The organism is Pseudomonas sp. TNT2022 ID1044, assembly GCF_028656895.1.
Taxonomy (GTDB): Bacteria; Pseudomonadota; Gammaproteobacteria; order Pseudomonadales; family Pseudomonadaceae; genus Aquipseudomonas; species Aquipseudomonas reinekei.
Genome location: NZ_JAMDHB010000001.1, coordinates 671,036 through 685,450, shown reverse-complemented (window position 1 = coordinate 685,450; position 14,415 = coordinate 671,036). Strand labels below are relative to the sequence as shown.

The 14,415-nt window shown below is 60.2% G+C and carries 14 protein-coding genes; 7 read left to right on the top strand and 7 right to left on the bottom strand.

Going from position 1 to position 14,415, the window contains the following annotated elements; all coding sequences use genetic code 11:
* Positions 1-94: 94 nt before the first annotated feature.
* Positions 95-715 (bottom strand): TetR/AcrR family transcriptional regulator, encoded by a 621-nt coding sequence (locus tag M5G20_RS03150; protein ID WP_075944788.1) that lies wholly within the window; start codon positions 713-715, stop codon positions 95-97.
* Positions 716-927: 212 nt separating this feature from the next.
* Between M5G20_RS03150 and M5G20_RS03145 the strand changes: the two genes are divergently transcribed.
* The 7 genes from M5G20_RS03145 to M5G20_RS03115 all read left to right on the top strand — a co-directional run bounded on the left by M5G20_RS03145 (position 928) and on the right by M5G20_RS03115 (position 8,161).
* Positions 928-2,226, top strand: a complete 1,299-nt coding sequence (locus M5G20_RS03145; RefSeq protein WP_443218278.1) for an OprD family porin — start codon at positions 928-930, stop codon at positions 2,224-2,226.
* Between the two features lie 217 nt (positions 2,227-2,443).
* Positions 2,444-3,268 carry an NAD-dependent epimerase/dehydratase family protein gene (locus M5G20_RS03140; RefSeq protein ID WP_273917852.1) on the top strand — a complete coding sequence of 275 codons (825 nt, stop codon included), beginning with the start codon at positions 2,444-2,446 and terminating at the stop codon, positions 3,266-3,268.
* A gap of 54 nt (positions 3,269-3,322) precedes the next feature.
* Positions 3,323-4,216, top strand: a complete 894-nt coding sequence (locus tag M5G20_RS03135; RefSeq protein ID WP_273917850.1) for an SMP-30/gluconolactonase/LRE family protein — start codon at positions 3,323-3,325, stop codon at positions 4,214-4,216.
* A 59-nt stretch (positions 4,217-4,275) separates the two neighbouring features.
* A complete protein-coding gene (locus M5G20_RS03130) occupies positions 4,276-5,247 on the top strand; it encodes a TRAP transporter substrate-binding protein (RefSeq protein ID WP_273917849.1) in 972 nt (323 codons plus the stop codon).
* A 78-nt stretch (positions 5,248-5,325) separates the two neighbouring features.
* Positions 5,326-5,853 (top strand): TRAP transporter small permease, encoded by a 528-nt coding sequence (locus M5G20_RS03125; RefSeq protein WP_273917848.1) that lies wholly within the window; start codon positions 5,326-5,328, stop codon positions 5,851-5,853.
* Positions 5,854-7,134 carry a TRAP transporter large permease gene (locus tag M5G20_RS03120; protein WP_273917847.1) on the top strand — a complete coding sequence of 427 codons (1,281 nt, stop codon included), beginning with the start codon at positions 5,854-5,856 and terminating at the stop codon, positions 7,132-7,134. It abuts the gene before it with no gap.
* Between the two features lie 163 nt (positions 7,135-7,297).
* Positions 7,298-8,161, top strand: a complete 864-nt coding sequence (locus tag M5G20_RS03115; RefSeq protein WP_273917846.1) for an aldose 1-epimerase — start codon at positions 7,298-7,300, stop codon at positions 8,159-8,161.
* 5 nt (positions 8,162-8,166) lie between these two features.
* Here the strand turns inward: M5G20_RS03115 and M5G20_RS03110 are convergent, their stop codons facing one another.
* The 6 genes from M5G20_RS03110 to pqqB all read right to left on the bottom strand — a co-directional run bounded on the left by M5G20_RS03110 (position 8,167) and on the right by pqqB (position 14,368).
* Positions 8,167-9,894, bottom strand: a complete 1,728-nt coding sequence (locus tag M5G20_RS03110; protein WP_273917845.1) for a PAS domain-containing hybrid sensor histidine kinase/response regulator — start codon at positions 9,892-9,894, stop codon at positions 8,167-8,169.
* Positions 9,878-11,041, bottom strand: a complete 1,164-nt coding sequence (gene ercA / locus M5G20_RS03105) for an alcohol dehydrogenase-like regulatory protein ErcA (RefSeq protein WP_273917844.1) — start codon at positions 11,039-11,041, stop codon at positions 9,878-9,880. The genes M5G20_RS03110 and ercA overlap by 17 nt, the downstream gene beginning before the upstream one ends.
* Before the next feature lie 153 nt (positions 11,042-11,194).
* Positions 11,195-12,337 (bottom strand): pyrroloquinoline quinone biosynthesis protein PqqE, encoded by a 1,143-nt coding sequence (pqqE, locus tag M5G20_RS03100; RefSeq protein ID WP_273917842.1) that lies wholly within the window; start codon positions 12,335-12,337, stop codon positions 11,195-11,197.
* Positions 12,315-12,587 carry a pyrroloquinoline quinone biosynthesis peptide chaperone PqqD gene (pqqD, locus tag M5G20_RS03095; protein WP_273917841.1) on the bottom strand — a complete coding sequence of 91 codons (273 nt, stop codon included), beginning with the start codon at positions 12,585-12,587 and terminating at the stop codon, positions 12,315-12,317. The genes pqqE and pqqD overlap by 23 nt, the downstream gene beginning before the upstream one ends.
* A complete protein-coding gene (gene pqqC, locus M5G20_RS03090; RefSeq protein WP_273917840.1) occupies positions 12,584-13,336 on the bottom strand; it encodes a pyrroloquinoline-quinone synthase PqqC in 753 nt (250 codons plus the stop codon). The genes pqqD and pqqC overlap by 4 nt, the downstream gene beginning before the upstream one ends.
* A gap of 117 nt (positions 13,337-13,453) precedes the next feature.
* On the bottom strand, positions 13,454-14,368 hold the full coding sequence (pqqB, locus tag M5G20_RS03085) for a pyrroloquinoline quinone biosynthesis protein PqqB (protein WP_273917839.1): 915 nt from the start codon (positions 14,366-14,368) through the stop codon (positions 13,454-13,456).
* Positions 14,369-14,415 lie beyond the last annotated feature (47 nt).

The window sequence follows — 14,415 nt, the reverse complement described above, 5'->3', positions numbered from 1 at the left end:
GTGGATTTGTGGTGTACATCAATCCTGACTACGCCAAAGATCCCCGTGGGAGCGAGCCTGCGCGCGAAGGGGCCATAAAGCTGCACCAGAAATTTTAGGGTTCCAACCCAATGCCCCGCAAAATCACACTCGTCACCGTCTGTATCGCACGCTCGAACTGCATGTCCGACAGCGGCTGATGATCATTGAGAATGTTCACCTGGTGATCGAAGTCGGCGTAGTGCTGGGTCGAGGCCCAGATCATGTACAGCAGGCTTGAAGGCTCCACCGGGAGGATGCGTTTATCGTCCACCCACTGGCGGATTTTCGCTTCTTTCATCTTGGCCCAGTCATACAGGCTCACGTCCAGCGCTTCGCCCAAGGTCGGCGCGCCGTGGATGATTTCGTTGGCCCAGACTTTCGAACCGTAGGGTCGGCTGCGAGAGTGGTTCATCTTCGCGCGGATGTAACTGCTGAGCACCACGCGGGGGTCGTCGAACATCTCGAAGCACAGCGCGTCCTGCTTCCAGACTTCCAGCAGGTCGAACAACACCGCGCTATAAAGCTCGGTCTTGGTGCTGAAGTAGTAATGCAGGTTGGAGCGCGGCAGTTGCACTTCGGCGGCGATATCGGCCATGGCGGTGCTGCCGAAACCTTTTTCGGCGAAGACCTTTTCGGCCCCCAGCAGGATTTTTTCGACGTTACTGCGACGAATCTCGATCTTGTGATTGCCCATGAGGGCTCCCTGACAACAGCGTTAAACAAGACTAGCACCCGCTCTAGCTCGGGGCGACAGGGGAAAACCAAACATTTACACCCCTCGTCGCCTTCGCGAGTCATCGTATAACTTCCGATTGACAACACTGAAACGACCCGTAAATAATCGCCGCCAATGTTGTACGACGACGTATGACAAACAATAAAAACAAAAAGCCAGGGAGCGTCACAGTGAGCAAACACGCCCGCAATTCGTCCATCCGCAGTTCACGCCCAACCTTCGCCCGTCGCCACGCCCTCAGCCTGATCGGTTGCAGCGGCCTGGCCCTCGCCCTGCCCATGACCAGCCAGGCCGAAGGCTTTACCGATGACGCCAAAGCCACGCTGAACCTGCGCAACGCCTACTTCAATCGCAACTACATCAACCCTGCCTACCCCCAGGGCAAGGGTGAAGAGTGGACGCAGAGCTTCATCCTCGATGCGAAATCCGGTTTCACCCAAGGCCCGGTCGGTTTCGGTATAGACGTGCTGGGCTTGTATTCGCAAAAACTCGACGGCGGTAAAGGCACCGGTGGTACGCAACTGCTTCCCGTCCACAGTGACGGCCGCCCTGCTGACAACTTCGGGCGCCTGGGTGTCGCGCTCAAAGGCAAGATTTCGAAAACCGAATTGAAAGTCGGCGAGTGGATGCCAGTGCTGCCGATCCTGCGCTCCGACGACGGTCGTTCGCTGCCGCAAACCTTCCAGGGCGGCCAGGTGACGTCCACCGAGATCAGCGGCCTGACCCTTTACGGTGGCCAGTTCCGCCAGAACAGTCCGCGCAACGATGCGAGCATGGAAGACATGTTCATGAACGGTAAATCAGCAGCTTTCAGCTCTGACCGTTTCAACTTCGGCGGCGGTGAATATGCGTTCAACGAAAAGCGCACCCAGGTCGGTGTGTGGTACGCCGAACTCAGCGACATCTACCAACAGCAGTATTTCAACCTGAGCCACAGCCAGCCCATCGGCGACTGGACCCTCGGCGCCAACCTCGGCTACTTCATCGGCAAGGAAGACGGCAGCGCCCTGGCCGGCGATCTCGACAACAAAACCGCGTTCGCTCTGCTCTCGGCCAAATACGGCGGCAACACGTTCTACGTCGGCTTGCAGAAGCTCAGCGGCGACGATGTGTGGATGCGCGTCAACGGCACCAGCGGCGGCACCCTGGCCAACGACAGCTACAACTCGAGCTACGACAACGCCAAGGAAAAATCCTGGCAGGTGCGCCACGACTACAACTTCGTCGCCCTGGGCGTTCCGGGCCTGACCCTGATGAACCGCTACATCAGCGGTGACAACGTGCACACCGGCACCATTACCGACGGCAAGGAATGGGGCCGCGAGTCGGAACTGGCCTACACGGTGCAGAGCGGGCCGCTGAAGAACCTCAACGTCAAATGGCGCAACGCGAGCATCCGCAGGAACTTCAGCACCAACGAGTTTGATGAGAACCGGTTGTTCATCAGCTACCCGATTTCGTTGTTGTAAGGCAGGGATTCACACAAACCCTGTGGGTGCGGGCTTGCTCGCTCCCACAGGGTCCGCGTCAGCCTGGGGAGCTATGTCCGAGCCGCGGAAGACGCCCCTCCGTCAACTTCCACCAAAGTCGCGTTGACAAGATACGGAAAGCCTAACGATACTCCGACATAGTCGTACGACAACCTACAACGAACCAATAACAACAACCGCTTGTCCAGGGATTCCCATGACGACCACTGCAACCGCCCAAACGCCCTTCAATCGCCTGCTGCTGACCGGCGCCGCCGGTGGCCTGGGCAAAGTCTTGCGCGAAAGCCTGCGCCCGTATGCCAACGTCATTCGCCTGTCGGACATCGCCGACATTGCCCCGGCCATCGATGACCGTGAAGAAGTCGTGCTGTGTGATCTCGCCGACAAGCAGGCCGTGCATCAACTGGTCGAAGGCGTGGACGCCATCCTGCACTTCGGCGGCGTTTCAACCGAGCACTCGTTCGAACAGATCCTCGGCGCCAACATCTGCGGCGTGTTCCACATCTACGAAGCGGCACGCCGGCATGGCGTCAAGCGCGTGATCTTCGCCAGCTCCAACCACGTCATCGGCTTCTACATGCAAGACGAAGTCATCGACGCCCACTCCCCTCGTCGCCCCGACAGCTACTACGGCTTGTCCAAGTCCTACGGCGAAGACATGGCCACGTTCTACTACGATCGCTATGGCATCGAAACCGTCAGCGTGCGCATCGGCTCGTCGTTCCCGGAGCCGCAAAACCGCCGGATGATGAGCACCTGGTTGAGCTTCGGCGACCTGACCCAATTGCTCGAACGCGCGCTGTACACCCCGAATGTCGGCCACACCGTGGTCTACGGCATGTCCGACAACAAGGACATCTGGTGGGACAACCGTTACGCCGCCAACCTGGGTTATGTACCGCAGGATACTTCCGAAGTGTTCCGCGAAAAAGTCGAAGCCCAGCCAATGCCGGCCGCTGATGATCCGGCGCGGGTGTATCAGGGCGGTGCTTTTTGTGCCGCCGGCCCGTTCGGTGACTGAAGCCCAAACCCTTACCACTTGATCCCACAACAAAAACCAAGGGGATGAGTTGCCATGCAAGCCGAATTGATTGTCGATGCCCGTAACGCGGTCGGTGAAAGCCCGGTGTGGGTCCACGAGGAAAATGCCCTGTACTGGGTCGATATTCCCAACGGCGGCCTGCAACGCTGGAGCGCCGATACCGGGCATGTTCATGCCTGGAAGGCCCCGCAAATGCTCGCATGCATCACACGCCACAGTCATGGCGGCTGGGTTGCGGGCATGGAAAGCGGATTTTTTCATTTGCAAACCCACAATGACGGCAGCCTCGACTGTGAACTGCTGGCCCAGGTCGAACACAGCCGCAAAGACATGCGCCTCAACGATGGCCGCTGCGACCGCCAGGGTCGGTTCTGGGCCGGTAGCATGGTGCTGAACATGGGCGCCAATGCGGCTGAAGGTCGGCTCTATCGATACAGCGCCGGACAGTTCGGCACGATCGAGGCGCAACTCGACGGTTTCATCGTGCCCAATGGCCTGGGTTTCAGCCCGGACGGCAAGACGATGTACCTGTCGGACTCACACCCCAATGTGCAGCTGATCTGGGCCTTCGACTACGACATTGCCAGCGGCACGCCGTCGAATCGCCGGGTGTTCGTCGACATGAACCACTTTTGCGGCCGTCCCGACGGCGCGGCGGTGGATGCCGATGGCTGCTACTGGATCTGCGGTAATGATGCCGGTCTGGTGCACCGTTTCACCCCCGACGGACGCCTGGACCGCTCGCTGTCCGTCCCCGTAAAAAAGCCCAGCATGTGTGCGTTCGGCGGCAGCCAGATGGACACTTTGTACGTGACGTCGATTCGCCCCGGCGATGAACACGACCCGCAGTCTCTGGCCGGCGGTGTGTTCGCCTTGAATCCCGGCGTCAAGGGGTTGCCCGAACCTGCGTTCAACGATTTGCTTTAACCGCCTCAGCTACACCGCTGCGCCTTGAACAAAAAAACAATAAAACTGGAGACACAATGATGGACTTCAAACGTACCTTGCTCGCCGCTGCACTCCCGCTCGCCTTCTCCTTCAGCAGCGCCGCCCATGCGCTGGAAATCAAATTCGCCGACATCCATCCCGCCGGTTACCCCACCGTCGTGGCTGAAGAGCAACTGGGTAAAACCCTGGTGGCCGACAGCGACGGCAAACTGACCTTCAAGATGTTCGCCGGCGGTGTACTCGGCTCGGAAAAAGAAGTAATCGAACAGGCTCAGGTCGGCGCTATCCAGATGGCCCGGGTCAGCCTTGGCATCGTCGGTCCGGTGGTACCGGACGTGAACGTGTTCAACATGCCATTCGTGTTCCGTGACCAGGCGCACATGCGCAAGGTCATCGACGGTGAAGTCGGCGACGAGATCCTCGACAAAATCACCAACTCCGAATTCAACCTGGTCGCCCTGGCCTGGATGGACGGCGGCACGCGCAACATCTACACCAAGAAACCGGTACGCACCCTGGAAGACCTCAAGGGCATGAAAATCCGTGTGCAAGGCAACCCGATGTTCATCGATACCATTAACGCCATGGGCGGTAACGGCATCGCGATGGACACCGGCGAAATCTTCAGTGCCTTGCAGACCGGCGTGATCGACGGCGCGGAAAACAACCCGCCGACCCTGCTGGAACACAACCACTACCAGAACGCCAAGTACTACAGCCTGACCGGCCACTTGATCCTGCCTGAGCCGATCGTGATGTCGAAAATCACCTGGGAAAAACTCACGCCCGATCAGCAAACCCTGGTGAAAAAAGCCGCCAAGGCCGCGCAGGCCCAGGAACGTACCCTGTGGGACGCAAAATCGGCCAGCAGCGAAGAGAAACTCAAGGCGGCTGGCGTCGAGTTCATCACCGTCGACAAAAAACCTTTCTATGAAGCAACCGCCTCGATCCGCGAGAAATACGGCGCGCCTTATGCCGACCTGATCAAACGCATCGAAGCCGTTCAGTAACACTCCCTGCATTCAAGAAAGGCCCGGCGCCACTGACAGGGGTATCGGTCAGTGCGCGCCCGGTTACGGTGGAACCCGATGAAGAATCTGCTGTTACGTTTCAATGACAAGCTCTACATGACCTGTATCTGGGTCGCCGGGCTCTCCGTTCTGGCCATTGCGCTGATCATCCCCTGGGGCGTGTTTGCCCGTTATGTACTCGGCACCGGCTCCAGCTGGCCCGAGCCCACCGCCATTCTGTTGATGATGGTCTTCACCTTCATCGGCGCGGCGGCCAGTTATCGCTCCGGCTCGCACATGGCCGTGGCGATGCTCACCGATCGCATGTCGCCAAATGTGCGCAAGGTCATGAGTGTGTTTGCACAATTGCTGATGGCGACCATCAGCCTGTTCATGGCGATCTGGGGCACCAAACTGTGCCTGTCGACGTGGAACCAGTTCATGAGCGCCCTGCCGACCTTGCGCGTAGGCATCACCTACATGCCGATTCCGGTGGGTGGCGTGCTGACGCTGATATTTGTTCTGGAAAAACTCTTGCTCGGTGACCAGAGCAATCGTCGGGTTGTGCGTTTCGACATTGTTGAAGAAAACGAAGGGGCTGCCTGAATGGACGCTTTTATTCTGTTGGGCAGCTTTATCGCATTGATCCTGATCGGCATGCCGGTCGCCTATGCGCTGGGGCTTTCTGCGCTGATCGGCGCGTTCTGGATCGACATTCCGTTCCAGGCGGTGATGATTCAAGTGGCTGGGGGCGTGAACAAGTTCTCCCTGCTGGCGATTCCGTTTTTCGTGCTGGCCGGCGCAATCATGGCCGAGGGCGGCATGTCCCGCCGGCTGGTGGCGTTTGCCGGTGTGCTGGTGGGTTTCGTGCGCGGCGGCTTGTCGCTGGTCAACATCATGGCCTCGACCTTCTTCGGTGCGATCTCCGGTTCATCGGTGGCGGATACCGCTTCGGTCGGTTCGGTGCTGATTCCTGAAATGGAGCGTCGCGGTTATCCCCGTGAATTCGCCACGGCGGTGACCGTCAGCGGCTCGGTACAAGCCCTGCTGACCCCGCCAAGCCACAACTCGGTGCTCTACTCACTGGCCGCTGGCGGCACGGTGTCGATCGCCTCGCTGTTCATGGCCGGCGTGGTGCCGGGCTTGCTGATGAGCGCGTGCCTGATGGTGCTGTGCCTGATCTTCGCCAAGAAACGTGACTACCCCAAAGGTGAAGTCATTCCGATGCGCGAAGCGCTGAAGATCTGCGGCGAAGCGCTGTGGGGCCTGATGGCGATGGTCATCATTCTCGGTGGCATCCTGTCCGGTATTTTCACTGCCACTGAGTCTGCGGCGATTGCGGTGTTGTGGTCGTTCTTCGTGACCATGTTCATCTACCGCGACTACAAGTGGAACGAACTGCCGAAACTGATGCACCGCACGGTGCGCACGATTTCGATTGTGATGATCCTCATCGGCTTCGCTGCAAGCTTCGGCTACATCATGACGCTGATGCAGATTCCGGCGAAGATCACCACGATGTTCCTGACCCTGTCGGACAACCGTTACGTGATCCTGATGTGCATCAACGTCATGCTGCTGTTGCTGGGCACCGTGATGGACATGGCACCGCTGATCCTGATCCTGACACCGATCCTGATGCCGGTGATTCTCGGTATTGGCGTGGACCCGGTGCAGTTCGGCATGATCATGCTGGTGAACCTGGGGATCGGATTGATCACACCGCCGGTGGGCGCGGTACTCTTTGTGGGGTCGGCCGTGGGTAAAGTCAGTATCGAATCGACCGTGAAGGCGCTGCTGCCGTTCTACGGCGTGCTGTTCCTGGTGTTGCTGGGCGTGACTTACGTTCCAGCCTTGTCGCTGTGGTTGCCGCATTTGGTGTTGTAAAGAAGACCGGCAAACGCCCTGTGGCGAGGGAGCTTGCTCCCGCTGGGGCGCGTAGCGGCCCCTGTAATCCTTCAGGTACACCGTGCCGTCAGGATTCACGACTGCTGCGCAGTCGAGCGGGAGCAAGCTCCCTCGCCACAAAAGCCCCCATTGAGCCAATCAAATGACATTGCTCGAACTCGAAGACGCCTTCACCCGCCTCACCCTCGCCCCCGAACTCGGCGGCAGCATCGTCAACTGGGTGGTGCGCAGCACTGGTCAGCCGTTGTTGCGTCACGCCGACACCCACGCCCTCAACACCGGTTTGCCGGGCAAGCTCGGTTGCTTCCCGTTGGTGCCGTGGTCCAACCGGATTGCCCAAGGCGGCTTCGACTGCCCCGATGGCTGGCTGGCCCTGACACCGAACAGCGTCACCGATCCCCTACCCATTCATGGCAGCGCCTGGCAGCAACCCTGGCAAGTGGTGTCGACGACCCCGGATGAAGTGATCCTGCAACTCGACAGCCCCTGCCCCTTTGCCTATTGCGCCCGTCAACGTTTCCATCTGAGCGAAGGCAAGCTGAGCATCGAACTGAGCGTTACGCATCAGGCCGAACAGCCGGCCTGGCATGGCCTGGGGTTGCATCCGTATCTGCCGCGGACAGCGAATACACAACTCAAGGCACCGGCCCGGCACGTGTGGCTGTGCAACGAGACAAAGTTGCCGACAGAACTCAGCGCGTTACCCGTCGAATGGGACTTTCAGCAGCTCAAGCCATTGCCCGAAACCCTGGTCGACAACGGCTTCTGCGAATGGGACGGTCACTGCCTGATCCGCCAGCCCGACCTTGGCTATGAACTCGACTGCCAGGCAACCGGCAGCGATTACTACCTGCTTTACTGCCCGGTTGGCCTGGAGTTTTTCTGCATCGAACCGGTGAGCCACCCGGTCAACGCGCATCACCTGCCCGGCCGTCCGGGTTTGCGTTTGCTGGAACAAGGGCAGACCGCGCAATTGGCTTTCAGCCTGCAATATCGCGCGCTCTGACAGCACTAGCCCAGTAACTGACTCAATACCGCGCGCAACTTGCCGGGCTTCACCGGTTTGTTCAGCAATGGCGCGTTGAGTCGCTGCAACGCGCGACGACAATGGTCGGTGCGGTCGGCCGTGATGATCACCGCCGGAATGTTCTGCTGGAAATGCTCGCGCAAATGCCGCACCACATCACAGCCGACCACCCCGTGGTCGAGGTGATAGTCCGCCAGAATCAGTTCCGGCGCCTGCCCGCACAACGCCGCCAGCGCCGCCGCCTCATCGGTGGCGGTCACCACATCGCAACCCCACTGCCCGAGCAGCGCGCTCATGCTGTCGAGAATGCTCACTTCGTTGTCCAGCACCAGCAAGCGCCGCCCCGGCAGCGGGTTGCCCGTTCCCGGTTGCGGCACCGCCTGGCTCACCGGTAACGGAACCTCGTCGGACAGCGGCACCTCGATGCTGAACATCGAACCGCGCCCCGGCAGCGAATACACATCAATTTTGTAGCCAAGGATCTTGGCAATACGCTCGACAATCGCCAGCCCCAGGCCAACGCCCTTTCGGTCGGCAGCGCGGCCGACGTCCAGTTGGTTGAATTCGAGGAAGATTGAATCGATCCGGTCGGCAGCGATGCCGCGACCGGTGTCCCAGACTTCGACGCGTAGCATCTGGCCCCGGCGGCGCGCCCCGAGGAGGATGCTGCCTTCGTCGGTATAGCGGCAGGCATTGCTGAGAAAATTGCGCAAGATCCGGGTCATCAGGCGCAAATCGGTGCTGATGGCGTAATCGGCACGGTGCACGCGCAGATTCAAACCGGCCGCCTGCGCGACCGACTGGAACTCGGACACCAGCGGCGCGAACAATTCGTCAAGGCGATACGCAGCGACGTCCGGTTTGACCGCCGCTTGATCGAGCCGGGAAATGTCCAGCAGATCGGTCAGCAAATCTTCGGCCCCTTCCAGGGCTTGGTGAGTGCGTTCAACCAGCACTTGTTCGGCGTCCGGCAACTTGCGTTCGCGCAAGGTCGAAATCAGCAACCGCGCAGCGTTGAGCGGTTGCAACAGGTCATGACTGGCGGCGGCGAGGTATTTGTCCTTGCTGTGATTGGCGGCCTCGGCGGCATCGCGGGCGTCACGCAAAGCCTTGGCGATCTGTTTACGCTGGGTGATCTGCTGCTGCAGATTGCGGTTGGCTTCGAGCAGTTCATCAGTGCGCGCAGTGACGCGCTGTTCCAATTCGTCATTGAGTTGCTGCAACCGTTGCTCGGCCAGCTTGCGCTCGGTGATATCAGCGACGAAGCCTTCCACCAGCCCTTCTTGACCCGGCTTGAGCAGTAAGTTCATCAGCACATCGAGGTGGCTGCCGTCCTTGCGCCGCAAACGGGTTTCGTAGCCATGCAGACTGCTCTGGTGCCTGAGAGTCTCGCCAATGTTTTCCAGCTCCTGCGCGCCGTCAACAAACAGCGTACTGGCCAGGTCGCTCAGGGAGAACAGCACCTCCTGAGGGTTCTGGTAGCCGAGCATGCGCGCCAATGCCGGGTTGGCGGCGCGCATGCCGTCTTGCAGGCTGGCCTGGAAGATCCCGTGGACGGCGTTTTCGAACAGCCACTTGTAACGGTTACGCTCGGCTTCCAGATCATCCAGGCGCGCGGCCAGTTCCGGGTAATGACTCTTACGGGCTGAATGGCTACCCAGCCCCAGCAACCCGGCCAATGCCCGTTGCTGCTCGTCAGAGGGCTTCGCCATAGACGACCTCGACATCACGCTGGCTGGATTCGCGCGGGTTGGTCAGGATGCAGGGATCGTGCATCGCATGCTGCGACAGGAACGGAATGTCCGAAGTCCTGACGCCATGCAAACCAAGGGTTTCGTGAAAGCCGATAGCGTGTTTGAGGGCGATCAGGTGTTCGACCAGGCGCCCGCAGATCTGCCGGTGATTCAGGCCACGGCAGTCGATGCCGAAGGTTTCGGCGATCACCTTGAAACGGTCCGGCGCCGAATTGTAATTGAAGGCCACCACGTGCTCGACCAGTACCGCGTTGCACAAGCCATGGGGCAGATCGAGAAAACCGCCGAGGCTGTGGGACATGGCATGCACCGCCCCCAGAATCGCATTGGAGAACGCCAGCCCCGCCTGCATGCTGCCCAGCATGATCTTCTCGCGCAGGGCGATGTCGGCCGGGTTGGCGATCATTTGCACCAGGTTGCCATTGATCAGGCGCATGGCCTCCAGCGCATGGGGATCGGTCAGCGGCCCGTGGCCGGTGGACACGAAGGCTTCGATCGCATGCACCAGGGCATCGATCCCGGTACAGGCCGACAGGAACGGGTCCATGCTCAGGGTGGTTTCCGGGTCGATCAGTGAAACATCCGGCACCACGGCCTTGCTGACGATGGAAAACTTCATGCGTTCCTGCTGATTGGAAATGATCACGAATTGCGAGACGTCGGCCGAGGTGCCGGCGGTGGTTGGAATCAGGATCAGCGGCGGGCTGGGCACGCGGATGGTGTCCACGCCCTCGAATTCGAGAATGCTGCGGCCATGGGCAACGACGATACCGATGCCTTTGCCGCAGTCCATCGGGCTACCGCCGCCAACGGCGACGATCACGTCGCAGTGATTCTCCCGGTACAACTCGGCACCGAGCATCACTTCCTCCACCCGCGGGTTCGGTGAAACATCGGAGTACAGGCAGTATTCAATGCCCAGTGCTTGCAGGCTGGCTTCGACATCGGCGACCCAACCGGCGGCAATGACACCGGGATCACTGACCACCAGAACCTTGCGCGCACCAAAGGTCTTGGCGTAATTGCCGACACTGTGCCGGCTACCGGCACCGAAGATGATTTCAGGCGAAACGAATTTACGCAGCTGGTTGAGACTCTGGCTCATTGGAAAGCCTGTTTTTATTGTTTTGGAAGATAGAAACAACACTAAACCATCCAGCTGTGAATGCAATCAGACCAATGGGTAGCACGTTCAAATTCACCGCAACCCACTGTAGGAGCGAGCTTGCTCGCTCCTACAGGGATCTATGGCGCCTGACTAACCGCGGTAGATCAGCTGAGAAGCTTTCGCGTTCCGCAGCGTCAGGTGTTCGATCTCCAATCCCGGCGCCTCGGCTTCCTCGCGGGCCTTGAGAATCACGCCATGGTGCGCAGACTTGCTGCACACCGGGTCGGCATTGCTCGCATCGCCGGTCAACATGAAGGCCTGGCAACGGCAACCGCCCAGGTCCTTGTGTTTTTCATCGCAGGAGCGGCACGGCTCCTTCATCCAGTCATCGCCGCGAAAACGATTGAAGCCGAACGAGTCGTTCCAGATGTGCGAGAGGCTGTGCTCACGCACATTGGGAAACGCCACCGGCAACTGTCGCGCGCTGTGGCAAGGCAATACCGTGCCGTCGGGAGTGATGTCGAGAAACAGATTGGCCCAGCCGTTCATGCAAGTCTTGGGACGTTCTTCGTAGTAGTCCGGGGTGACGAAGATCAGCTTGCACGGATGGCCCTGGGCTTCGAGGCGTTCGCGGTACGAGTGGGTGATGCGCTCGGCGCGCTGCAATTGCTCGCGGGTGGGCAACAGGCCGACGCGGTTGAGCTCCGCCCAACCGTAAAACTGGCAAGTGGCCAATTCGACGAAATCCGCTTCCAGCTCCAGACATAGCTCAATGATCTGCGCGATCCGATCGATGTTGTGCCGATGGGTGACGAAGTTCAGCACCATCGGATAGCCCTGGGCTTTCACCGCACGGGCCATGGCAAGTTTTTGTGCAAAGGCTTTGCGTGAACCGGCTAGCATGTTGTTCACCGCCTCGTCGGCGGCCTGGAAGCTAATCTGGATATGATCCAGCCCGGCCACCTTGAAGTCGCGCACCTTCTGCTCGGTCAGGCCGATGCCGGAGGTGATCAGGTTGGTGTAGTAGCCCATGTCCCGGGCGGCCTTGATCAGTTCGGCGAGGTCCTGGCGCACCAATGGCTCTCCACCGGAAAAACCCAACTGCGCCGCGCCCAGGTCCCGCGCTTCGCGGAACACGCGAATCCATTCTTGCGTACTCAGTTCCTCGCCGTGCCGGGCGAAGTCCAAAGGATTGGAGCAATAGGGACATTGCAGCGGGCAGCGATAAGTCAGCTCGGCCAGCAGCCACAACGGCGGCCCCGGCAGCGTCTCACTCGATCCAGAATTGCGCATGGGCCACCTCCAGAAACGCCAGCACGTCCTCGTCGATTCCCGGTACGCCGGGGAAATTCTCGCTCAACCGTTCAATGATCGCCGCCACGCTGCGCTGACCATCCACCAGGTCGAGGATTTGCCCGGCACTGGCGTTGAGCTTGATCATGCCTTCGGGGTACAGCAACACATGACAGTCCTGACGGGGCTCCCATTGCAGACGAAATCCGCGGCGCAAGGCCGGTGATTGCTGGCGATTGATCAGGCTCACAGGGCGATCCCCCGGTGCCAGACCTTATCGCGGGTGACCGTGTGATAGGGCGGGCGTTCCAGTTCATAAGCCATGCTCATGGCATCGAGCATGCTCCACAGCACGTCCAGCTTGAACTGCAGGATTTCCAGCATGCGTTGTTGGCTCTCGGCGGTCACGTAGTGCGCCAGCGTGATGCGCAACCCGTGCGAGACATCGCGCCTGGCCTGGCTCAGGCGCGTCCGGAAATAGTCGTAGCCGGTGACGTCGATCCATGGGTAGTGGGTGGGCCAGGCGTCGAGCCGCGACTGATGAATCTGCGGCGCGAACAACTCGGTCAGCGAGCTGCTGGCCGCTTCCTGCCAACAGGCGCGACGGGCGAAATTGACGTAGGCGTCCACGGCAAATCGCACGCCGGGCAGCACGAGTTCCTGGGACAAGATCTGCTCACGCTTCAGCCCCACCGCTTCGCCCAGGCGCAGCCAGGCTTCGATACCGCCCTCGCTGCCGGGGACGCCGTCGTGGTCGAGAATCCGTTGTAGCCATTCGCGGCGTACGTCGCGGTCCGGGCAGTTGGCGAGGATCGCAGCGTCTTTGAGGGGGATGTTGAGCTGATAGTAGAAGCGATTGGCGACCCAGCCCTGGATCTGCTCACGACTGGCGCGGCCAGCGTACATGGCTTGGTGGAAGGGATGGTGGATGTGGTAGTAGGCGCCCTTGGCGCGCAGGGCGGCTTCGAATTCTGTGGGGGACATGGGAATGCCAGTCATTTTGTTCTCCGGGAATTTCTTGCGGTGCCTGTACTGGCCTCTTCGCGAGCAAGCTGGCTCCCACATTTGCAATGCGGTCTCCTGTGGGAGCGAGCTTGCTCGCGATAGGGCCAGCCGCTACAGCTCAATACTCATGCCGTCATAAGCCACTTCAATTCCCCGCCGTTCCAGCAACGCCCGCTCGGCCGAGTCTTCATCGAGGATCGGATTGGTATTGTTGATGTGGATCAGCACCTTGCGCTGCTGGGGAAAGCCCTCCAGCACTTCAAGCATTCCGTCGGGGCCACTTTGTGCCAAATGCCCCATATCGCTGCCCAGGCTCTGGCCGACTTCGCAGATACGCATTTCGTCGTCGCGCCACAGGGTGCCGTCCAGCAACAGGCAATCGGCACGCTGCATCCAGCCCAGCACTTGCTCATCGATTTGGTCAAGGCCCGGCGCGTAGAACAGTGAGCCGCCGTTGCGCAGGTCTTCGATGAACAGGCCAATGGTGTCGCCCGGCTGCGGGTTGCCGCGATTGGGCGAATACGGTGGCGCGTTGCTCACCAAGGGAATTGCGCGAAATTGCAAATGCCCGCAGGACGGGATGCCGAACGGCTGGAGATCTAGGCCGACCGGTTTCCAGTGCAATCCACCGTTCCAGTGCTCGAGCATGTTGAACAACGGGAAACCGGTGCTCAGGTCCTGATGCACGCGCTCGGTGCACCACACGTCGTGCGGGCAACCTTCACGCAGGCTGAGCAAACCGGTGCAATGGTCGATCTGGCTGTCGAGCAGCACGATGCCGGCGATGGCGCTATCGCGCAGGCGTCGTGCCGGTTGCAGTGGCGCAAAACTCTCGAGTTGCGCACGAATGTCCGGTGAAGCGTTGCACAGCACCCACTGCACACCGTCGTCACTCAGGGCAATCGACGATTGCGTACGGCGCTGCGCCCGCAGGCTGCCGTTGCGCACACCGGCGCACTGGCGGCAATTGCAGTTCCACTGCGGGAAACCGCCGCCAGCGGCGGAACCGAGAACGCGGATGTGCATGGCGCATGCTCCAGAAGGCAGGCCCGGCCAACGCAGCGGCTGGCCGG